Raw genomic sequence first — 23,265 nt, forward strand, 5'->3', positions numbered from 1 at the left:
CTGCCTCCCTTATATATTTTCACCCGAGTAAAATAGTGGTAAAATAAAATTACCACTCCCTATTGTAACATTTCTTATAAAAATTGTTGATACTCACCACCTAACTGGAGGGAATATAATAATGGAAGATCGTCGTAACGTTTATCTATATTACAAAAGAAACAGTGAAATTGAAGGTCAACTTAACACAATTAAAGAGTTTGCCAAAAATTATGGTTTCAACATCGTAGACCATTATAAAGAGTCTAATATTATTGTAAGCTTCGGTGGAGATGGTTCTTTTCTACAAGCTGTTCGAAACACAAACTTTCGTCAAGATTGTTTATATGTTGGAGTGGCGACAAATAGACCTAATAGTCTTTATTCTGATTTTTCTCTTGATGACAAAGACAAAATAATTGAAGCTATTTCATCTGAACAGTTAGAAGTACGAAAATATCCTGTATTAGAAGTTTCAGTTGATGGACAATCTTCGTTTTTATGTTTAAATGAATGCTCCATTCGCTCGGGTATTATCAAAACATTTGTGATAGATGTATGGATTGATGATCAACATTTCGAAACATTTAGAGGGGACGGAATGCTTGTTTCAACACCTACTGGGAGCACTGCATATAACAAATCAGTTAATGGTGCGGTCGTTGATCCTAAATTACCATGTCTCCAAGTCAATGAACTCGCTTCTTTAAACAATAATAAATATCGAACGCTCGGCTCCCCATTTATTTTAAGTAATGAACGAAAACTACGGCTACAAATTGTTCAAGATGGCAACGATCATCCAATTATTGGGATTGATAATGAAGCATTAAGTATACGTCATGTTAAGAACATCGACTTTAAATTAAGTGAAAAAGTGATTAAAACGGTCAAACTAAAAGACAATTCCTTCTGGGATAAAGTAAAAAGAACGTTTTTATAAGAAAAGCAGAAGCGACCGTTTAACGACGAAGGGGCTTGAGACCTCCGTATGAGATAAAGGAAACACGAAAAGCCGTAGGCTTCGATGTTGACTTATCATAAGGAGGAGGGCGAAAACTTACGAGTCGTTGGTCGCTGGAGCTAGACAAGAAGAAAAGCAGAAGCGGCCGTTTAGCGACGAGTGAACAAAGAGAGGTGTAAGCATCTATACACCTCTTTTAATGTTGTCATTATCATAAACAACCTTACCGCCTACAACGGTTTTACTAACTTTAACCTCTCCTATTTTATGAGGATCAACTTTAAACAAATCTTTTTCCAAAATAGTAAAATCTGCATCGAACCCTTTTTTTATCATACCTCGCTTATCTTCTTTATGAATGGCCTTTGCGCTTCCTTTCGTATATAAGGATATCGCTTCAAAAACAGATAAACATTGTTCAGGAAAAAAACATTCCTTGTCTTTTTCATACATACTCGTTCGACAAACGGCAGATTGAATCCCTACCAATGGATTAATTGACTCGATAGGGGCATCAGAGCCACCTGCGCAAGTAACCCCTTTATTTAAGAGAGATTTCCATGCATAACAGCTTTGTATTCTTTCTTTACCGATTCGTTCAATTACCCATGGAAAATCTGATGCAACAAAAGATGGCTGAATATCTATGATGATTTTCATTCTACTTGCCCTATTGATTAACGCTGGATTCAAGATTTGACCGTGAATAAGTCTGTCATGTTGATCAGGTTTAGGAGGTAACTGTTCAAAAACATTTAACATTTTTTCAAAAGCTAAGTCTCCAATCGTATGAACGGCTACCTCCATTCCATAACTTCTTGCTAAACGAACAAGATCATAGAGCTCTTCATCAGAATGAATGGCGATTCCATTTGTGTGAGGAGCATCGTTGTATGGTTTCGATAAAAGTGCTGTTCTTCCACCTAATGCTCCGTCGGCAAATAGCTTCATCGCTCCAAAATCTAGGAAGTTAGACTGCAATTGAGCATACTTTTTGTTTTGAAACGACTTTACAACATGATGATGTACGAGAAGGTGACAGCGAAATTGTTGTTCTGTTATTACTTCTTGAAAAGCATGAACCGTATTTTCGAGAGATCCATAATACGACAAATCTTCTGTATGTACCCCTGTTAATCCTTTTCTTACTGCATCTTCAATAGCTCTGTTTAAGTATATCTTTAGTTCTTCTTTAGATGGAGATGGAATAACACTTAATACTTTTTCTTGAGCTTGATCAAATAACAAACCTGTTGGCATTCCTTGTTGATCTTTTTCAATCGCACCTCCTTCAGGATTTGGAGTACTTGAATCAATACTAGCAATCTGTAAAGCTTTAGAATTACCGATTAAACTATGGCGACAAATTCTTTTCAACACAATCGGATGATCTTTACTTAGTTCATCAAGTTCTTTTCGATGAAAGATTTTTCGATCTATCCACTGATTCTCATTCCACCCCTCACCTATAATCCATTCTCCTTTTTTAGCTTCAGACACCTTCTTTTGAAGGGCCTCTAAAACTTGAATAGCCGAAGTCATGTGAGAAAGATCAATCCTTGATAACTTCTCACCATGACCTATTAAGTGAACATGACTGTCTACAAAACCTGGGTATACTGTTGCATTAAGTAGATTAATTTTCTTTTCAATTTGATAATAGCTTTCTAAGAAATTAACCTTTCCCCCATCGACAATCTTTCCATCTTCTGTGACGATCGCTTCCACTGTCTCAAATTTTTGTTCCATTGTATAAATAGTTCCACCATACCAAAGTGTTTTCAAAACCATCCCCCTTTCATCTTGAGCACAAGCACATTACATTTTTATTTTTTCTTGATTCCGAAGCTCTACTCTTCTAATCTTCCCAGAAATGGTCTTAGGTAACTCATCAACAAACTGAATTCTCCGTGGATATTTATACGGAGCGGTAACTTTTTTGACATGTTCCTGCAACTCTTGAACAAGCAAATCACTTTGCTCAATATCTTTTTTCAGTACGACAAAAGCTTTAACTATATGACCTCTTACTTCATCCGGGCTAGCAACAACCGCACACTCCTTTACTAGGGGGTGAGAAACAAGTGCATCCTCTACTTCAAAAGGACCAATTGAATAACCAGAACTTATGATCATATCATCTTTTCTTCCTTCAAACCAAAAATACCCTTCCTCATCCTTTCTTGCTAAATCACCTGTTATATAGTAACGACCAATGATTTGCTGATCCATTTCTTGAGGTGCTTTATAATATTCTTTGAATAAAGCTGGGCTATCAGTACGAACAGCAATGTTTCCTACAGTACCAGTAGGACATAGCTGTCCCTTTTCATCAATGATTTCTACTCTATTGCCAGGTGTGGCTTTCCCCATTGAGCCAGGCTTTAAATCGATTCCTTTATATATACCAATAAGTAGAGTATTTTCCGTTTGACCATACCCATCTCTTACATCAATATTAAAAGATTGACGAAATGTTTCTATTACTTCTCTATTTAATGGTTCTCCTGCAGAAACAGCGCTATGAAGACTAAGTAGAGAATAATCATTTAATTTTTCAACTTTTGCCATCATACGGTATTCTGTAGGGGTACAACATAATACATTTATTTTAAATTTATCAACTAAGGATAAATATTTTTCAGGATTAAATTTTCCTCCATAAATAAATCCAGTGGCTCCTGTACATAAAGTGGACAAAAAAAGGACTCCATATCCATTTCTGCCATCCTGGGGCAGCAGTTGCCCATACAAGGTCATCCATCTGGACAGATAACCATTTTTTTGTGGCCGTTCGTAAATGAGCATAGGCCCAACTATGAGTATGAACGACACCTTTAGGGCTTCCAGTTGTTCCAGAAGTATAAGACAAAAAGGCTTCATCTTCAGCAAATGTTTCAACTATAGGTAGCTCAACTGGTTGATTCGAAATTAAATCTTCAAATTCAAGCCAATCTTGATGGTTACCAAAAACGATTTTTATTCTTTTATTAGCAGCTTCTTGATCAAATTCATGTATATACATTTGATGACTGATGATTGCTTTTACATTGCCATGGGTTATTCGATAATTGAAATCTTTTTTTCGTAACATTTCTGAGCAAGGAACTACAATTAATCCTCTTTTCAAAGCCCCTAAATAAATGGCATACGTTTCGATTAATTTAGGCATGACAACTAAAACTTTATCGCCTTTCTCTAAACCTAAATCATTTAAAGCGTTTCCAATTTTATTTACTAAATAAAGAAGATGACGATAAGTAATCCGTTTACATCCACTATTTTCGCCTTCCCAAATCAATGCTTCTTTTTCTGGTCTTGTATAGGCGTGGTGCTCAAACTCCTCCACTAAGTTATAAATATGAGGTGCAATAAAGTTTGTTTGCATAGTAACGATCCCCTCTCTCTTATTGATTATATTTAAAATTCTGATAAATAAGCATAAATCCTTTTTATCTGTACATTTTTTTGAATTATTTTTATTTAAAGGGGATAATTTCTAAATACGAGAGCATCATAATGAACAAGGGTTACATTCGAAACAGGTTTTCGGAGTGCTCTTCTATTTTTTTGTTGAGCTCAATTATTTTAAAGCCATAAGAAAGGCTATGTTCCTTATTCATTCGTCACTAAACGGGCACCAAGCTATGTAAGGACAGATTTTTATACTCTTACTCCATAATAAAAGCGGGGTTTCCCCCGCCTATTAGCCAATAGTATTCAATTGTTATTGGTAAGAACCACCCATTTGTTGTTGAGCATAAGAAACAAGTCGCTTCGTGATTTCTCCACCAACAGATCCGTTTGCACGAGATGTCGTTTCTGGACCAAGTGTCACACCATATTCTGAAGCAATTTCATACTTCATTTGATCAATCGCTTGTTGTGCTCCAGGGACAACAAGTTGGTTTGAACTTTGTCTAGTTTGTTGTGTTTGCTGTGCCATGTTCTCACCTCCTTGTGAGTATAGAATGTGACAAATCATACGACTTCATTCAGTTAACTATTGGTAATTTACTTACAAGGTGAAATTCTTTTGATCAACATGCGGGAGTGAGTGGAGAAGGCTGTCTGGAAAGGACCATTTCTATAATAGTCAAAACCCAAGAATGTAGGCTACATTCTTGGGTTTGTTTCGTTTTCAATGAACTTTTTAACGCATACTTAAAGAAGGTGAGCAAATTGGTCTTCCTTCTCCTTTGCTGAAATATTAATTGTCTCTACATTATCAACTGCTTTCTGAATTAACTCTTCAAAATCAACAAAACTTTCGTATTTCATAACTTTCTCTTTTTTAGGCTTTGTTTTTGGTGAAGCTGGTGTGAAAATTGTACAGCAATCTTCATATGGACGTGTTGATATAGATAGCGTTCCAATATTTTCTGCTATGTTCATAATTTCCATTTTGTCCATCGTAATTAATGGCCTGATAATTGGAGTCGTTGTCACTTCATTAATAGCGTACATACTTTCCATCGTTTGACTTGCTACCTGCCCTAAGCTTTCACCAGTTGTAATGGCTAATGAATTTGATTTTTCTCTAATACTATCTGCTATTCTTAACATCATTCTTCTTGTAGAAGTCATTGAATAATTTTCAGGTACTTGTTTTTTAATTACCTCTTGAATTTCTGTAAATGGAACAATATGTACTATTATCGATCCACCGTATTTCGTTAATTCTGCTGATAAATCTAAAACCTTCTGTTTCGCACGCTCACTTGTATAAGGAGGACTAAAAAAGTGGACAGCTTCTATTTCTAATCCTCTTTTCATGGCTAAATACCCGGCAACAGGACTATCAATACCACCTGAAAGCATCAACATAGTCTTACCACTTGAACCAACTGGCAAACCTCTCGCGCCCTGATAATCTCTACTCATAATGTAAGTAGCCTCTTCTCTAACCTCAACCCGTACATTAATATCTGGATTCTTAACATTTACTTTCAACTCATCTGTATGAATTAAAATATGACTACCTATTTCATAATTAAGTTGATTGGTATCTAACGGAAAATTTTTATAAGATCGCCTTGCAGAAACTTTAAATGTTTCTCCTTTTTTATATTGCTGTTTAATGGTCCTTAACGCAGCTTCTTTAATGGAGTTAATTTCTGTTTCCACTTTTATTGCAACACTAAACGACTGAATACCAAATACGTACTGAAGCTTTTTAACAAGATCTTCATAAGGTGTTCTGTTTAGTTGTATATAAATTCGATCTCTTGTCGCCTTATAGGTAAGCTCAGGATAGTCAGCTAATGTTTGTTTTATATTTTTTCTTAATAAATCAATAAATCGTTTTCGATTTTTACCCTTTGTAGATAGTTCTCCAAAACGCACTAATATATGATCTTCAACCATTTGTTAATCCCTCATTACTCTTTGAAGTTTATGAATAAATTTATGTAAATGACGCAAAAAGAAATCGATCTCCTCTTTTGTTTGCTGATAAGATAGACTAACTCTAATGGAACTAGAAGCAACTTGTTCAGATTTCCCCATTTGTAAAAGAACATGGCTCATACTTGATTTTTTTGAAGAACAGGCGGCCGTGGTAGAAACATAAATCTCCTCTTGTTCAAACATATGAACAAGGACCTCCGCTTTTATTCCTGGAATTGAAAAATTAACTATATGAGGAGCAGAATTAAGCAAAGTTGTGTTTACATCAATTTGATCAATATTCAAGAGGTTCTCCATCAAATATTTCTTTATTTTGATCATATGAACAATTTCGTTTTCATACTGTTCCAATATCTTTCTTAGCGCTTTGGCAAATGAAACAATTGCAGCGACACTTTCCGTACCTGATCGAATCGCCCCTTCTTGACCTCCTCCAGAAAATAAAGGAGTCAGGCTCACGCCTTTCCTCTTAAATAATACACCGATCCCGTTTACTGCATGGATTTTATGCCCAGACATTGTACACAAATCAATATGAGCTTCCTTTATTTTTAAAGGTACCTTACCTAGCCCTTGTACATAATCTACATGATAGGTGATATTCGGATAGTTGGAAAGAAATTGGCCAATCTCCTCAACTGGCTGAATAATCCCTGTTTCATTGTTCACATGCATCACAGACACTAAGACGGTATCAGCACGAATAGATCGCTTTAATTCCTCAATATCAATAATTCCAGTATCTTTTACAGGTATATAAGTTACTTCATAATTGAATAAGTCTTTTAATTGTTCAAAAGCATCTTTAACAGAAGGGTGTTCAATCGTTGTCGTAATTAAGTGTTTGCCTTTTTTTTCTGCAGAAAACGCAATACCTTTAATTGACAAGTTATTTCCTTCTGTTCCTCCACTTGTAAATAAAATTTCCTCTTCTTCTACTCCCAACAACTGAGCAACTTGTTTCCTTGCTGACCCAACGAGTTTTTCAGACTCTACTCCTAAAGCATGAATAGACGAAGGGTTTGCAAAATATTTTTCAGCAACAAGTTTGTACGTCTCAAGAACGTCTGCATACGGACTAGTTGTTGCGCTATTATCTAAATAAAGCATAAATACCTCCAAAAGAAAAGCTATACTCCAATAAAGCCTTATCCTTTATACACATATAGTTAGTTAATGACTATTTACTTTTTCATCCCTTACTATACTACAAGAAAAGATCAAAGCCTTCCATTTATTTTTACCTTGAAATTCAAAAATATGTTTAATCACCAATTCAGTTATTTATTGAGAAGCTTATACTAAAAAAACAGATAAAACACCTCTTGTAAATGTACAGGAGGTGTCCTTCGCTTTATCCATTATTCTTGTTCATGATCAATTAACTTCTGAATTTTTCTAAGAGCTCCCGGTTCAACCGTTTCGATAGCCGCGGCACATTCTTCTAAAGAATCATCAAATTGATAGGAGCGAAATAGTCGTTCGGCTTGCTCTAGTCTTTTTGATAATTGCTTATTATTGCTTCTATATCTGTTCCCATATTGAATCACCTTTTCAATTAAATAAACTTGCTCAATAATTTCCTCTGTATATCTTTGTAATGACTCTACTTCAAGAACGGCTTTTTCCAAAAGGTCTTGAATTTCAGTAATATTTAAAGGAACCTCTTTTAGCTTTTCGAAAATCATATCCACATGTTGAAAAGCTGTTTGAACATGTTCTGTATATTTAGAAGGCAACCCAGGAACATTACTTTTTTCAATACGACGTTTTTCCTCTCTTAACAGATCTTTCAATTCTTTTACTTTTGCTCTAGCCTCAAGCTCTTCCTTACGCAGATCTTTAATCATTTGTTTATATTCTGAAAGAAGGTTTGAGGATTGTTCTAACTGCTCTTTAATTTTTTCCATATCTTCTTTCATGACAGAGAGTGAGGTATATTCGGCATCTGCATTTTTGTTAATATTTGTTCATACTGATTTTTAATTCGTTCTAGAGCTTCATCAATCTCTGTCAGTTTCTTGCTATCTTCTTCTTTTAATTGATAACTATGTTTAATCAAACTCGTTTCTTCTGCTATTTCTTTCTGATCAGCTGATAGCTTTTGAATAGTGTAAATAATGCTAGTCGATTCTTGATGAACGTATTGCTTCGCTTCTACCTCTTGTTCAAAAATATCATATAAACCATCAATTAAATCTTTCATTCCAGTAATATTTTCTTCTACCCCTGAAACTTCTCCATCATGGACCATTTTTAACGTTTCTTCCAATAACGCTTTAACTTTTCCTATTTCATCATCTATATCAATATGGCTAAGGTGGTAGCCCTTTTCGATCATTTCTTGGTATCCTTTTTTTAATTCTTCTAACTCAGATGGAATGTTCGTGTTACATTCGATTAAAAACCTTGGAATGTTATTGGCTTGATTTTGTAATTTTTCTAGTTTACGTTTTTGTTCAGCTAATACTTTTTTAGCAGCAAAATAGTTTCCCTGTTCTGTTTCTATTTCAAAGTTTTTAAGTTGATCAAAGCTTTCATATAAACTAGTTTCAAGTTTTTCGAATACATCTCCGTATGTATAACTATGGGCAAGTAGTTGCTTTTTAATTTCTTTAAACTGTTTTTTTACTTCTTGAATATCAGTAGCGTTCTTTTCTTCACTCATAATTAAATTCATTATTTCTTCTTTAATTGAGTCAATGTTTTCATTCACTACATTTAAATAGTCTTCAATGTGTTGAAGGACCTGTTTCGCTCGTTTTATTCTATACTTATCTGCATAGCCTTCCACATCATAAAGCATTTCTTCAACCTTAGGCATTTGGCTTGTAATAATGTCATCCCAATCTTTACGACAACGTTCAAATAATTCTTCCGTTTGACCAGCCATTTTCAACTGCTTAACTTTAGCCAGTTCATCAGCCACTGATTGATTCATAATTTCAATCTTCTTTCCTTCTAATCGATCTACTTGTTTGTATATATTTCTTCTTAAGTAATAGCTGTAGCTAAATAATAAAACTAACACAACAATGATCCCAATGATATATTCCATAAAAATCCTCCCGTACTGATGCGCCAAGTTTCATCTACAATATATAGATCTATCATATAATAAAGTTTTAAGTGTAATCTCTTTGACAAATCTTTTTCCTTTATCATACCATGTAACCAACATTTTTTGATGAATATTTTCAGATTCTTTTACAAATAGTGCATAATTTAGACGTTTAGTTTAAGGAGAATGTGTCCTCACTATATCATCGTAAAGTTTATACTTTTATTTAGATCATTGGAGACATTTTTAAACGAAGATCAAATATTAGAAAAGAGGGACTACAGTATGAAATGGGACGGTCATGTACACACTCCTTATTGTCCACATGGGAGTAGCGACAGTATAAAGAAATATGTTGAAACCGCAATAAAAAGAGGCTTTACTCGGTTATCCTTCACCGAACATGCCCCTTTACCAAAGTCGTTTATGGATCCAACACCTCATAAAGATAGTTCAATGAATTTTGTTCAACTCGAAAAATATTTAAAAGAATTGAGGCAAGTAAAACAGAGATATAAAGACGACATCTCCATACAAATCGGACTGGAAGTAGATTATATTGAAGGTTTTCAAAAAGAAATAACAGACTTCTTAAACGACTACGGTCCTATGCTAGATGACAGTATTTTATCCGTTCATTTTCTTAAAACGCATCAAAAGTGGTTATGTATAGACTATAGCCGAGAAATGTTTCAAGAGGTAATTAATCAACTTGGAGGAATTGAAAAAGTTTACGAGCGATATTATCAAGTGTATCTCGAAGCAGTGGAGTCAGATCTTGGATTTTTCAAACCAAAAAGAATGGGGCACTTAACTCTTGTAAGAAAATTTAATAAAAAATTCCCGATAACTACTTCCTATGAAACGAAAATCATCCGAGAAATTTTTAAAAAAATGTCATCATCGCAATATCAATTGGATATGAATACTGCAGGGACAAGAAAAAAAGACTGTGGACAAATTTATCCAACAGAAACTATTTTACAAGAAGCTATGCAATATAAAATCCCCCTTATATTTGGTTCTGATGCTCATTGTGCTAATGATGTTGGTGCTGATTATCAAAGAGTTGAGACTTTTTTAAATAGTTAAAGATTCCGTTCTAAATAGATGGATCTCAATATACCCTTTAACTCCTTCATAATATTTTTCTACAAAATATGGCTCATGAGGCAGGGTATGAAGTACTTCAACAATATATTGTGGTTGCACAAAAGGAAAGGATAGGAGTCCTTTTAATTGAATAATAAAATACGGAATATTGATCTTCTTAAACAAATCATTTTTGACTCCTTCCTGAATGATCATAGATAAGTAATATTGTTCTTTTTTTAAATATGTCGTCATTACTTCTCTTACTAACAAATTATCAAACGTTATTTCTCTTTGAACAAAGCGTGCTAGCTGACGATTCTGAAAGTCATAATATAAAATAGCGAAAATCACATTTAATAATTTTTCTTTGACATTTTCAGAGGTATAGGTTTCAATAATCATCTCAATAGATTTTAAGTATCCTTCATAATAGTGTGAGATTAGATGCTCGGATAACCCTTTCTTACCATTAAAATAATACGATATATGAGCAACATTTACATTGGCTTGTTTTGCAATTTCTCTGACAGACGTTCCGTTATAGCCATTTGTATTAAACAGTTCAATAGCAGCTTCCATTATCTTTAACTTTGTTGAGGGATTTTTCATTATTCCACACCCTTTTTGGAGATAATCACCAAAACAGAGATACATTTTATTAAAGGAGAACTTTATATAAATATTCAAGCTTTCCCTTACATTCCCCTTTAAGAAGAGCTCGACAAATCTTTTATTATAAATTGAAAGGCGGCATATTATTATGTTTACTGTCGAAATGTATAATGGTACAAAAGAAGAGAACTACCAATTAATACTCAAACAACTTCAAGCATTATTAGATGGCGAGGAAAACGTGATCGCCAACTTGGCAAATGCTTCAGCACTACTCAATAACTTTCTCTCTGAAGTGAATTGGGTTGGATTTTATTTAACTGAAGGAGATCAGCTTGTATTAGGTCCATTCCAAGGTTTGCCTGCGTGCGTAAGAATTCCTAATGGAAAGGGCGTTTGCGGGACTGCAGCTGCCACAAAGTCAATTCAAAGGGTAGCCAACGTACATGAATTTCCAGGTCATATTGCTTGTGATGCTGCAACACAATCTGAAATCGTCATTCCAATTATAGTAAATGAGGACGTTATAGGCGTATTAGACATTGATAGTCCGATTAAGGATCGATTTGATGAAGTCGACGAACAATACCTCAATAAATTTGTCAAAATTATTGAAAACCAAAGCAAATGAGAACAATCACAAAAGGCCACTACGATCACAAGTGGCCCTTTTGTTTTCATGCCATCTTTTCTAATGCTTGATGTAAGTCCGTCCAAATATCTTCCCAGGCTTCTAATCCTACAGATAATCGAACCATATTTTCAGTAATGCCCATCTTTAGACGTTCTTCTTCATCCACCACAGAGTGGGTCATGGAGGATGGATGTTGAATTAGCGTTTCTGCATCTCCTAAACTAACAGCAATGTGGATCATTTCTAGCTGATTTAAAAATTGTTGTGTTTGTTTTCGGTCAAACCCTTTAAGAGTAAAAGTGATGAGTCCTCCACCTTTTGTCATTTGTCGCTTCGCTATCTCCATTTGTGGATGACTTTCTGCAAAGGGATAATAAATGTTCTCCACAAGTGGATGACTGACTAAAAGTTCAGCAATTTTTTCTGCATTTTGACAATGTCGATCCATACGAACAGGTAATGTTTTCAATCCTCTTATTAACAACCATGCATCGAACGGAGCAATACTTGTCCCAATATCTTTTCGAATAGACTCTCCGATTGGCTCTATATACTTTTCGTTTCCAACAACAATACCTGCTATCACGTCTCCATGACCACAAATATACTTCGTCGCACTATGAACAACCAGATCACAACCAAGATCAAGTGGTTTTTGCAAGTAAGGTGTACTAAACGTATTATCTACCACAACTGGAATATTATATTCTTTTGCTACTTTCACTACTAGTTCTAAATCGATCATTTCCATCGTTGGATTAATCGGTGTTTCGATATAAACACAAGTTGTATTCGGACGAATTGCATCCCTTATTTCACTTTCAGCCTTCATCGCATGAAAACTATACCCAATATCATACTTTTCTTTCATCATCTTTAATAGACCAAACGTACACCCATACACACCCTTAGAACAAAGAACGTGATCACCATGCTTCGTTAATGAAATTAAAACGGCTGAAACAGCCCCCATCCCACTACTAAACGCAAGAGTTTATCTCCATTTTCAATCGCAGTCATTTTTTTCTCTAACTCCACAACTGTAGGGTTAGACAACCTACTATAAATATGACCTTCTTGTTCTCCAGCAAACCTTGCTTCTCCCACTTCAGCTGTATCAAAGATGAATGTTGAGGTTTGATGAATAGGTGTTGATAAACTACCATGTTCGTTTTTTTCTTTACCCGTATGAATCACTTTTGTTTCAAAACGATGCATCCATTTCATCCTCTCTTTAGAAAAAAAACTGTAATAGAGGTTGTTCAAAAAGTCATGAAAAATTGCTGTCGAATAACTTTGTTGTCTTGCTATTCCAAGCTCCGACGCCAGGATTGGCTAGCACGAGCGTTGTCCCTACGATGGGGACGTCTATAGCCCGTGATCCTTCCTTGGCGTACACTGTGATGCTTCGATGCCCAGGACGGGCTAGCGCAGGCGTTGCCACAAGGCGTGGCTGAACTTAGCCTGTGATCCTTTAAGCAGTCGCCTCGTTCTTCTCGGCCCTTTTCCCCCTACTTTTTGAACACGCTATAATAAACTCTCCTCTTCATTTTATAAAACTTTACCATTTTTCTAAAGGCTTTTCTAAAAAAAGCGTAGATTTAACCCTTGTTCAAATAAGCACAATTTTTCCCCTCTTCTTTTGCTTTATAAAGAGATTTGTCTGCTTTAATAAAAAGATCCTTCAACGTGATACTTTCTTGATTAGTCCAATGAGCTACACCAGCAGAGAGCGTCACCTCGGGAGATGTTTTTATACGGACATTCCTAATAATACGATTCGCCACACATAGACCCACTTGTCCATCAACTCCAGATAAATAAACAGCAATCTCTTCTCCGCCCCATCTTGCTGCCACATCACCTTTTCGAATCGACTGTTTAATGATATTACTTACTTGAATTAGTACTTGATCACCAACCTGATGACCATAATGATCATTAATCAATTTAAAATTATCAAGATCAAACAAAAGAAAAGCACCTTGCATGTCTTTCATCATATAATCCCTTATCATTTCATTTAAGTGATTACGTGAAAACAAGTTGGTTAAATAGTCCGTTTTAACTAACCTCTCAAGCTCTTCCTTTAAACGAATATTAAAAAATGATAAGGTTACATGGTTAACAAATAATTGAAAAAGCTTGAAATCCTCGAATTTAAATGCATATTCTTTTTTATGGAGAGCGATCGTCAGCCCTCTATAATTGTTCCCATCATACATTGGAACAGCCATTAAGGATCCATAAGGTAACTGAGGACATTCCTTCATTTCAGCAATATACATTCCTTCTCTTTCTTTTTGCATTTTTAGAGAAACAAAGTGAATTAGTTTTTGAGATATTTCCTTTTGAAAGAATGGGGTACATTCCTTTAATATGTTCATATGTTTATTTTCTATTAAAATAACCCCTACTTCTTCAGCAAAGAAGGAATGAGTTATTTGACGAATAACAAAGTTAACGGTCTCCGTTAAACTTGTACTTTTATTTAAATGATGAGACGTTTCATTTATTAATTGAAGGTCCAAATTCACCTTTTTTAAATGCTCATATAATTTTGCATTTTCTAATGCATGCCCTCCAGCCTTTGAAATTTTATTCAAAAAAGAGAGATCTGATCTTCTCAAATGATGATGATAAAGAAAGCTCATAAAAATAAATCCATATACACCTTGCTTGCCAATTAAAGGGATGTACACTTGTTGGATTGTGTTTTGTTTCACCTCCTGGAATCTCCCAGTTTGCAAGGTTTTTACCGCTAGTTCATTCTGAAGTAAATCTAGTTTTGAAATAGGAACAGCACCGGTAAGGTCATCTTCGTCTTGGGATAAATAAAACCAAATCGAATTAGCATTATAAGTAGATTGTAAGTAATTGTATAAATTTAACAAAACCTCTTTCTTATCCATGGTAGAATGGATCTTTTCGGTGAGTTTTATTAATAATTTTTCTCTGTTCGTTTCTTGTTTCTGTTGTCTTTTTATATCCAAATAGGAAAAAATCCGAAAACAGATAGTTGCAACTTCTTCTAAAAATGTATCCGGTATAGTCTTTAACCATAAAGGGTTAACGTTGTGGAATTGTATTATGATGGGATAAGAATTAAAATAATAGTCATTTTCTATTTGATAAATTTGCTGGTGCTGTAGCTTTGTAAATACTTCTTTATGTATGGGTACAGTCCTATCCATAGTTGATTCAATGGAATAGATCTTTTGTTCAGTTATTTTCCATATTGTGATCCCCTTTAGAGGAATTTGTTCTTTCAACATAGATAGAAACCGTTCTATTTCATTATCGTTTCGTTCTTGTCCAGTTAAAAGAAACTGTAAAAAAATGTCTTTTAATTCGTTGAGTTGAAAATCTTTCATATAAACCTCCAATCAAATATAGGAAATTTAGACCTAAATAAACATAGGAATAAAGACTTATTTACATATAAAGTTATTGTAACATAAATATCTCATTTTTAGTAATATTGAATATAGCTGTTTAAATACGAATAAACATTTGACTTATGTCTTTGATAATCATATAATGTTCTTTGTGTAAAATATTGCAGCCTTTAGATCGACAATGGTGATATCATTTTGTTCCTCTTTGAAGGTGTATCGTGTAACTCTCTGCTGCTGGGGCGATGGTACATGAAAACAAAATGACCATGATTGTTAAGATCCGTTGGTTTGTATTTTATACAAAATAAAATACAAAAAGGAGGAGTCTCTCATGGCTCGTTATACAGGTCCAAGTTGGAAAATATCCCGTCGTTTAGGGATTTCATTAAGTGGTACAGGTAAGGAATTAGACAAGCGTCCATACGCTCCAGGACAACACGGTCCAAATCAACGTAAAAAAAATCTCTGAATATGGCTTACAGCTTCAAGAAAAACAAAAGCTTCGTCATATGTATGGAGTAACGGAACGTCAATTCCGTAATTTATTTGATAAAGCGGCAAAAATGCCAGGTAAACAAGGTGAAAACTTCATGATTCTTCTTGAAGCTCGTTTAGACAACGTTGTTTATCGTATGGGCTTAGCACGCACACGTCGTCAAGCACGTCAGCTTGTAAACCATGGTCACGTTATGGTTGATGGAAAGCGCGTTGATATCCCATCATTCCAAGTAAAACCAGGTCAAATGATTTCTTTACGTGAGAAGTCAAGAAATCTTTCAATTGTAAAAGAAGCTGTAGAGTTAAGTAGCTTTACTCCAGACTTCGTGACAATTGATCGCGAAAAACTTGAAGGTACATTCACTCGTTTACCTGAACGTTCTGAATTACCTGCTGAAATTAACGAAGCTCTTATCGTTGAGTTCTACTCTCGTTAATCTTCAATTAAAAAATCCCTCGATCCTTTATGGATTCGGGGATTTTTTTCATGTAAATGAATAGCACAAATTAAAAACTAGCAAAATGACTATCAATAAAAACTTGAATCTTCAGAATAAAACACCTAAAATTATTTCCAAAGGGATAAAACGACAAACAAGGGGGAATGGAGATGTCTGCAATCATTCAAGAACTAGAACAACTAACAAATAATATTAATCAAAATCCGAAATTTATTGAAAACTTCGAAAAGACTTATCAATTTAGCATCAAAGATGAAGGAGTTTATAGCGTAGCTTTTTCTGATAACTGTGTGTCCTATCAAGAAGGTGATACCGAAAGCCCAGCTTGTACAATTAAATGTTCATCTGATAACTTTATTAAGCTTATTAAAGGAAAATTAAACACAACAACCGCTTTTATGATGGGGAAAATCAAAGTAGATGGAGATATTTCATCAGCATTAAAGCTACAATCGATTATTCAAAAGTATCAATAAAATTTAAAGAATGTGCCTGAAATCAGGCACATTCTTTATTTTATATAAACTTGATCATGTAATACTTTTTCTTTCCTCGACGAATAATGGAAAAAGCATTTTCTATACGATCTTCATTTGTCACTACATGACTAACCTCTTGCTGCCTCTCACCATTAATATAAATAGCTCCATTTGTTATATCTTCTCGAGCTTGTCTTTTAGATGAAGAAATTTTCGTCTGTACTAATAATTCAACTAACGGAATATCCTCTTTATTCACTTCAAATGTAGGAACATCTTTAAACCCTTGCTTAATTTCCTCACCCGTTAACGATTGAATATCCCCTTTAAATAAAGCATTTGAAATATTAATGGCTTGTTTAAGTGCGTCCTCACCATGGACAAGCTTCGTCATCTCCTCTGCTAATGCTTTTTGTGCAGAACGATTTTCAGGAGCGTCTTCAAGTTCTTTTTGAAGACTTTCTATCTCTTCTCTCGTTAAAAATGTGAAATACTTCAAGTATTTCATGACATCTTTATCATCTGTATTAATCCAAAATTGATAAAATTCATAAGGAGACGTTTTTTCTTCATCTAACCAAACCGATCCACCTTCTGTTTTACCAAACTTCGTGCCATCGGACTTTGTCACAAGCGGGATTGTTAATCCAAATGCTTTGGCATTCTCTCCTTCCGTTTTACGAATCAGTTCGAGTCCAGCCGTAATATTTCCCCATTGATCACTACCACCAATTTGGAGCTTACAATTTTCTTTCTGATATAAATTTAAGAAATCATACGACTGTAAGATCATGTAGGTGAATTCTGTAAAGGAAATTCCTGATTCAATTCTCGACTTCACCGAATCCTTTGCTAGCATATAGTTAATACCGAAATTCTTTCCAATATCTCTTAAAAAACCGATTACATCAAGCTTTCCTAACCAATCGTAATTGTTAGCAGCTATCGCTGGGTTTTCTGAATGAGAGAAATCTAAAAAACGAGCTAATTGCTGTTTTATTTTATCGGTAAATTGTTCTACGACCGATTGTTCATTGAGCGTTCGTTCTGCATTCTTTCCACTAGGGTCTCCAATCAGGCCCGTTCCTCCACCTACTAACGCGATTGGACTATGTCCAGCAAGTTGAAACCTTTTTAAAATTAAGATTGGAAGTAAATGACCAATATGCAAGCTATCAGCGGTGGGATCAAATCCAGCATACAGCTTCACTTGCTCTTTCGATAGCAACTCATTTAACCCTTCTTCGTCTGTCATTTGATTAATTAACCCTCGAAATTTTAAATCTTCGATCAAATTTGTCATGTTTTTATCTCCTATTCATATTTTTATCAAATAAAAAAGCCACCCCTACATACATTTCCATATGCAGGGACGACTTGATATCGCGGTACCACCCAATTTTAAATACCATAAAAGGTACTTCACTCGATAACGATAACGGCTCTTCACCGTCTTTTGCTAATTAGAAAAAATCTGTTCACAAAAGAAGCTCTTGAATGTAATTCACGATCTCTTCTATGTGCTGATTTCCACCACACACCAGCTCTCTATCACAGGGAGAAGTTCGTTACTTTATTCAGTCATTGCAGTCATTTATAATATTGGTTTAAATTTATTAAAGGATGTAGAAGTCATTAACTTTACAATCCTTTTTATCACACCCTTATAAAAAAGTCAAACGACTAAAAATAGATTTATCGTATATCCATTTCGACAAATATGCTATAATAAACAAGATTTTTAAGGGAGGTGGATCGGTGTGAAAAATCGATTTCAATGGTTTACAAAAATCAGCCCACTATTAAAAGAAAATTCAAGTAAACTAAGAATCAGCTATTATGTTATTTGGAATCTAATGTTACTAACTTTTATTATAGGTTTAATAGGATTTTCTTTTGTTAGTGGTGTAGGAGCTGGTTACTTCGCATCTTTAGTAGATGAAGAGCCAATCCGTTCAAAAGATGAATTAAATAGAAAGATCAACGATATAGAAGAAACATCAGAAGTTTATTTTGGAAGTGGCGAGTCTCTAGGAAAACTAAAAACGGATTTAGTCCGCGAGCGTGTTACATTAGATCAAATCTCACCTCATTTAGTAGACGCGCTTATCGCTACAGAAGATGAATACTTCAATGAACACGAAGGGGTCGTTCCAAAAGCGATACTTAGGGCCCTATTTCAAGAAGTCACCAACGCCTCCACTCGTTCTGGTGGAAGTACACTCACACAACAATTAATTAAAAACCAAGTGTTAACGAATGAAGTTTCATTTGATCGAAAAGCAAAGGAAATCTTATTATCTCTTCGCGTGGAAAATTTCTTTGAAAAAGAAGAGATTTTAGAAGCTTACTTAAATGTAGCTACCTTTGGAAGAAACAGTGCTGGACAAAATATAGCCGGTGTTCAAGCAACTGCAAAAGGATTATTTGGAGTTGAAGCAAAAGACTTAACGCTTCCCCAAGCAGCCTACATAGCTGGATTACCACAAAGCCCTTTCGCGTATACCCCGTTTTGGAAAAACGAGGAGGGCAAAGTCGTTATTAAAGATGATCTGAATCCAGGTCTTAATCGAATGAAAACAGTTTTATCAAGAATGTATAAGGAAGAATATTTAACAGAAGAAGAATATGACCAAGCATTAACATTCGATGATCAGCAGTTAAGATTAGAGCTTGAAGAAACGTTAAAGAAAAATGACAGTACACCTTATGAAAAATACCCAAGGTTAACGTATGAGATTGAAACTAGAGCTAAAGAACAATTAGCCTATGTTTTAGCTAAGGAATATGGTTATAAAGAAGAGGAACTAAAAGAAAATAGTAAGCTTTTCTCTTTCTATAAGTCTGAAGCCGATGAAAAGCTTAGACAAGAAGGCTATAAAATTACGACAACTATAGATAAAGCCATTTATGATGCTCAGCAAGCAGCAGCTGAAAATTATCAATACTATGGAAAAGAAATTGCTGGCGAACCAGTTGAAGCCGGAGCTGTACTAATTGAAAATAAGACAGGTAAGATCATTAGTTTTTTTGGAGGTCGAGACTTCGAACGCTCACAAGTCAATTACGCAACAGCAGCACCTCGGCCAAATGGTTCAACGATGAAACCTTTACTTGTTTATGCACCTGCATTTGAAAATGGCTTTGCTCAACCAGGTTCGGTTATTTTAGATGCACCCTATAACTACTCTGGTACAAGTCATGGTGTACACAATTACACTAGTAGATATAGTGGATTTGTGAGTGCTAGAAAAGCTTTGACCCAGTCTTATAATGTTCCAGCTGTAAAGATTTATACTGAAATGCTTCAAAAAAGCAATCCAATGACTTATCTTGAAAAAATGGGGTTCTCTACTTTAAACAAAAAAAGAGATTATAACGCTCCTGCAGTAGCATTAGGTGCTTTAACAGATGGTGTTTCTGTGGAGGAAAATGTAAATGCCTATGCCACTTTCCCTAATTATGGTGAATTTATTGATGCATACATGATAGAAAAAATCGAAACAAAAGAGGGAGAAGTCATTTATCAACATGAAAGCCAACCAACGAGAGTGTTCTCACCTCAAACCGCTTATTTAACATTAAATGTTATGAGAGATGTCGTCACTAGTGGAACAGCTGGTAGGTTAAATGGAATGCTTTCTTTCAGTTCCAATTGGTCAGGAAAAACAGGAACAGGTCAGGATTATAAAGATGCTTGGTTTGTCGCCTCAAATCCTTCTGTTTCTTTTGGAACGTGGATGGGGTATGAACATCCTGAAACAGAAAATAAAGCTATAAGAGGACTTAACTACACATATAAAGGAAAAAAATATAGTGAACGTAACCTTGGTCTATGGGCAGAGCTTATCAACGCCGCCTACAAAGTCAACCCTGACTTAATTGATCCTAACACGAGCTTTAAATCACCTGGCGGAATTGTCACACGTTCGTACTGTAAATTAACAGGTGACCTTGCCTCAAAGGGATGTAGCGAAGCAGGATTAGTAGATAGTGATATTTATAATGCGAAGTTTGTTCCTACTAAAAAGGATAATAGTTTAACAGATGGTAAGTTTGTATATGTAAAGGATAAGGCGTATCAAGTCCCTTCATCCGCTCCTAGTGAGTTTGTGCAAACAGGATATACGATCAGTAAAGACTTCTTGAAAAAGCATAATTTATCGAGTATTCAGCAACTAATGCAATGGTTACCTGATGGCATAAAAGGAAAGCAAGCCATTGCCACAGAAGCAGATCAAATCACAGATAATGGTACCATTCCTTCTGCCGTCACAGGTGTCAGGTTGTCAGGAAACTCATTATCTTGGAACACTAGCGGTGACTCTGATGTCATTGGCTATCGTGTTTATCAGGCGGCATTCAACTCTAATTCATTTAGAAAAGTTGCCAGTGTACCTGCTAACCAAACATTATCCGTAAATATTAGCGATCAAACAGCGGAATATTACGTCGTTGCGGTTGATGTTGCGGGTAAACAGTCGACTTCCTATACCGTCGTACAAGGTAGTCAATATGCCAAGAAAGGGAAAGAACAAGAAGAAAAAGAGAAACAAAAGCAGGAAGAGGAAGAGCAAAAAGCTAAAGAGGAAGAAGAAGCAATCTCCACCGAAGAATAATGAATTAAGAGCATCTCCATACGATTGGAGATGCTCATTTTAATTTGTAACTTTTGGAAAGTTAATACATTGTTTAAGAAAGACGAGAAATATATCCATTATTAAACGCTCAGAATACACAACTCTGAGCGTCTTTTTTACTCTATTCTTCCATCGTAGATAAATCACCTGTTGGTAAGTTTAATTCCCACGCTTTTAACACTCTTCTCATGATCTTTCCACTACGGGTTTTTGGAAGTGATTCTTTAAATTCGATTTGCCTTGGAGCTGCATGAGCCGCAAGGCCTTTTTTAATAAACAGACGAATTTCTTCTTTTAATTCATCGGTTGCTTCATAACCTTCACGAAGAGATACAAACGCTTTAATGATTTCTCCACGTATAGGATCAGGTATACCAATAACACCTGCTTCAGCTATAGCAGGATGCTCTACTAGTTTGCTTTCCACTTCAAACGGTCCTACCCTTTCACCTGAAGTCAAAATCACATCATCAATTCTCCCCTGAAACCAAAAATACCCATCTTCATCTTTATAAGCAGAATCACCAGAAATATACCAGCCACCAGGCATAAAATAAGATTGATACTTCTCTTCATTATTCCAAATGGCGTTCATCATAGATGGCCAGCCCTTCTTAATGGCTAGGTTCCCCATGCAATAAGGTGGTAACTCATTTCCTTCATTATCGATAATCGCTGCTTCGACTCCTGGTATTGGTTTCCCCATGGATCCAGGTTTAATTTCCATACATGGGTAATTACAGATCATTTGTGAGCCTGTTTCTGTCATCCACCACGTATCATGAATTCGCTTATGAAAGACTATCATTCCCCACTTAATGACTTCTGGATTAAGTGGTTCTCCAACACTTAAAATGTGCCTTAAGGAATTTGCTCATATCGCTTAACAATTTCGTTGCCAGCTCCCATCAGCATTCTGAATGCAGTAGGTGCGCTGTACCATACCGTCACTCCATAGTCTTCAATTAATTGATACCATTCTGATGGATTGAACCTACCACCTAAAACGACATTAGATGCGCCATGAAGCCAAGGTCCAAACATACCATAAACCGTTCCTGTCACCCAGCCTGGATCAGCCGTACACCAGTAGACATCATCTTCTTTTAAATCAAGAACCCATGCTGCAGTTTGATATTGTTGAATCATTCCTTGGTGGACATGGAGAACTCCTTTCGGTTTTCCAGTAGAGCCAGAAGTATAATGAAGCAACATTCCATCCGTATGATCCATCCACTCTATTTGCAAATGTTTTGACACATCTTTTAAACATTGGTGATAATTCACAAAAACATCACCCTCGAAATGCTCATCCCCCACAATGATAACAGATTTTAGGCTCTTTAATTCATTAATGGGAACCCTATCAAGTAATTCCGGAGTTGTGACAATGACTTTCGCTTCACTATCTGCAAGACGATCAAATACTGCCCCTTCCATAAACGCTTCAAAAAGAGGACCTACAATTGCACCTAGTTTAATTGCGCCTAAAGAAATCGCATATAGTTCTGGTGATCTTGGCATGAAAACAAAGACTCGATCCCCTTTTTGAACATCGGCATACCTTTTTAACACATTCCCTGCCTTATTAGACAAGTCCATCATTTCTTTAAACGTATACTTTTCTTCACGATTTTGATCTCGATAATAAAGAGCAATTTTATTTTTACGATACGTTTTTGTATGGCGATCAATGGCCTCGTAGGCTGCATTCATTCGACCTGTTTCAGACCAAGAAAACGCTTCTTCAACCTTTTTCCAATCAAAATCTTCTTTAACCTTCTCATAGTCTTGAAGATTATAATTCCCCTTCACTACTGGCAGCGCTTCCATTTTCACTATGCATTTTCCCCCTTTATGGAATTATTTCACTCTGTTATCATTATAGTATACGAAACTCGTTTTCTCAATTTTTTATAAGAAAAGCGCAAGCGCCCGCCTAACGACGAAGGGGCTTGAGCACTTCGTATGAGATAAAGGAAACACGAAAAGCCACAGGGCTTCGATGTTGACTTATCATAAGGAGAAGGGCGAA

General features: G+C 35.4%; 14 protein-coding genes, 4 pseudogenes and 1 other annotated feature. Of the genes and pseudogenes, 6 read left to right on the forward strand and 12 right to left on the reverse strand.

Annotated elements, in window-relative coordinates; translation table 11 throughout:
* Positions 1-121: 121 nt before the first annotated feature.
* On the forward strand, positions 122-922 hold the full coding sequence (locus tag LC087_RS08980; RefSeq protein ID WP_264189824.1) for an NAD kinase: 801 nt from the start codon (positions 122-124) through the stop codon (positions 920-922).
* Between the two features lie 204 nt (positions 923-1,126).
* Here LC087_RS08980 and LC087_RS08985 read toward each other — a convergent pair whose 3' ends face one another.
* The 7 genes and pseudogenes from LC087_RS08985 to LC087_RS09015 all read right to left on the reverse strand — a co-directional run bounded on the left by LC087_RS08985 (position 1,127) and on the right by LC087_RS09015 (position 9,410).
* Positions 1,127-2,728 carry an amidohydrolase gene (locus LC087_RS08985; RefSeq protein ID WP_226539169.1) on the reverse strand — a complete coding sequence of 534 codons (1,602 nt, stop codon included), beginning with the start codon at positions 2,726-2,728 and terminating at the stop codon, positions 1,127-1,129.
* A gap of 33 nt (positions 2,729-2,761) precedes the next feature.
* Positions 2,762-4,331: pseudogene (gene mbcS, locus LC087_RS08990) on the reverse strand (acyl-CoA synthetase MbcS).
* A 339-nt stretch (positions 4,332-4,670) separates the two neighbouring features.
* Complete coding sequence (locus LC087_RS08995; protein WP_226539167.1) at positions 4,671-4,889, reverse strand: alpha/beta-type small acid-soluble spore protein; 219 nt, start codon at positions 4,887-4,889, stop codon at positions 4,671-4,673.
* A 218-nt stretch (positions 4,890-5,107) separates the two neighbouring features.
* Positions 5,108-6,310 (reverse strand): tRNA uracil 4-sulfurtransferase ThiI, encoded by a 1,203-nt coding sequence (gene thiI / locus LC087_RS09000; protein ID WP_226539166.1) that lies wholly within the window; start codon positions 6,308-6,310, stop codon positions 5,108-5,110.
* 3 nt (positions 6,311-6,313) lie between these two features.
* Positions 6,314-7,462 carry a cysteine desulfurase family protein gene (locus LC087_RS09005; RefSeq protein WP_226539165.1) on the reverse strand — a complete coding sequence of 383 codons (1,149 nt, stop codon included), beginning with the start codon at positions 7,460-7,462 and terminating at the stop codon, positions 6,314-6,316.
* 251 nt (positions 7,463-7,713) lie between these two features.
* Positions 7,714-8,262 carry a septation ring formation regulator EzrA gene (locus tag LC087_RS09010; protein ID WP_306020700.1) on the reverse strand — a complete coding sequence of 183 codons (549 nt, stop codon included), beginning with the start codon at positions 8,260-8,262 and terminating at the stop codon, positions 7,714-7,716.
* Between the two features lie 8 nt (positions 8,263-8,270).
* The gene (locus tag LC087_RS09015; protein WP_306020702.1) at positions 8,271-9,410 is read right to left on the reverse strand and encodes a septation ring formation regulator EzrA; all 1,140 of its coding nucleotides are present in this window, start codon (positions 9,408-9,410) and stop codon (positions 8,271-8,273) included.
* Between the two features lie 288 nt (positions 9,411-9,698).
* Here LC087_RS09015 and hisJ point away from each other — a divergent pair, with 288 nt between their 5' ends.
* Positions 9,699-10,505: a histidinol-phosphatase HisJ gene (gene hisJ, locus LC087_RS09020; RefSeq protein ID WP_226539163.1), complete on the forward strand. Its 807-nt coding sequence runs from the start codon at positions 9,699-9,701 to the stop codon at positions 10,503-10,505.
* On the opposite strand, the gene refZ is transcribed toward hisJ, so the two are convergent.
* Positions 10,494-11,117: a forespore capture DNA-binding protein RefZ gene (refZ, locus tag LC087_RS09025; RefSeq protein WP_226539162.1), complete on the reverse strand. Its 624-nt coding sequence runs from the start codon at positions 11,115-11,117 to the stop codon at positions 10,494-10,496. The genes hisJ and refZ overlap by 12 nt on opposite strands.
* 151 nt (positions 11,118-11,268) lie before the next feature.
* Here refZ and LC087_RS09030 point away from each other — a divergent pair, with 151 nt between their 5' ends.
* Positions 11,269-11,751, forward strand: a complete 483-nt coding sequence (locus LC087_RS09030) for a GAF domain-containing protein (RefSeq protein ID WP_306020705.1) — start codon at positions 11,269-11,271, stop codon at positions 11,749-11,751.
* A 46-nt stretch (positions 11,752-11,797) separates the two neighbouring features.
* On the opposite strand, the pseudogene megL reads toward LC087_RS09030, so the two are convergent.
* Positions 11,798-12,981: pseudogene (gene megL, locus LC087_RS09035) on the reverse strand (methionine gamma-lyase).
* A 374-nt stretch (positions 12,982-13,355) separates the two neighbouring features.
* On the reverse strand, positions 13,356-15,128 hold the full coding sequence (locus tag LC087_RS09040) for a sensor domain-containing diguanylate cyclase (protein WP_226539160.1): 1,773 nt from the start codon (positions 15,126-15,128) through the stop codon (positions 13,356-13,358).
* A gap of 355 nt (positions 15,129-15,483) precedes the next feature.
* Here LC087_RS09040 and rpsD point away from each other — a divergent pair.
* Positions 15,484-16,087: pseudogene (rpsD, locus tag LC087_RS09045) on the forward strand (30S ribosomal protein S4).
* A gap of 173 nt (positions 16,088-16,260) precedes the next feature.
* Positions 16,261-16,587: an SCP2 sterol-binding domain-containing protein gene (locus LC087_RS09050; RefSeq protein WP_226539158.1), complete on the forward strand. Its 327-nt coding sequence runs from the start codon at positions 16,261-16,263 to the stop codon at positions 16,585-16,587.
* A gap of 40 nt (positions 16,588-16,627) precedes the next feature.
* On the opposite strand, the gene tyrS is transcribed toward LC087_RS09050, so the two are convergent.
* Positions 16,628-17,893 carry a tyrosine--tRNA ligase gene (gene tyrS, locus LC087_RS09055; RefSeq protein WP_226539157.1) on the reverse strand — a complete coding sequence of 422 codons (1,266 nt, stop codon included), beginning with the start codon at positions 17,891-17,893 and terminating at the stop codon, positions 16,628-16,630.
* A gap of 62 nt (positions 17,894-17,955) precedes the next feature.
* Positions 17,956-18,184: a binding site (T-box leader), on the reverse strand.
* Between the two features lie 166 nt (positions 18,185-18,350).
* On the opposite strand from tyrS, the gene LC087_RS09060 reads away from it, so the two are divergent.
* On the forward strand, positions 18,351-21,209 hold the full coding sequence (locus tag LC087_RS09060) for a transglycosylase domain-containing protein (protein WP_226539156.1): 2,859 nt from the start codon (positions 18,351-18,353) through the stop codon (positions 21,207-21,209).
* A 142-nt stretch (positions 21,210-21,351) separates the two neighbouring features.
* Here the strand turns inward: LC087_RS09060 and acsA are convergent.
* A pseudogene (acsA, locus tag LC087_RS09065) lies at positions 21,352-23,069 on the reverse strand (acetate--CoA ligase).
* Positions 23,070-23,265 lie beyond the last annotated feature (196 nt).

It is taken from the genome of Bacillus carboniphilus, assembly GCF_020524035.2.
Classification (GTDB): Bacteria; Bacillota; Bacilli; order Bacillales; family JAIVKR01; genus Bacillus_CC.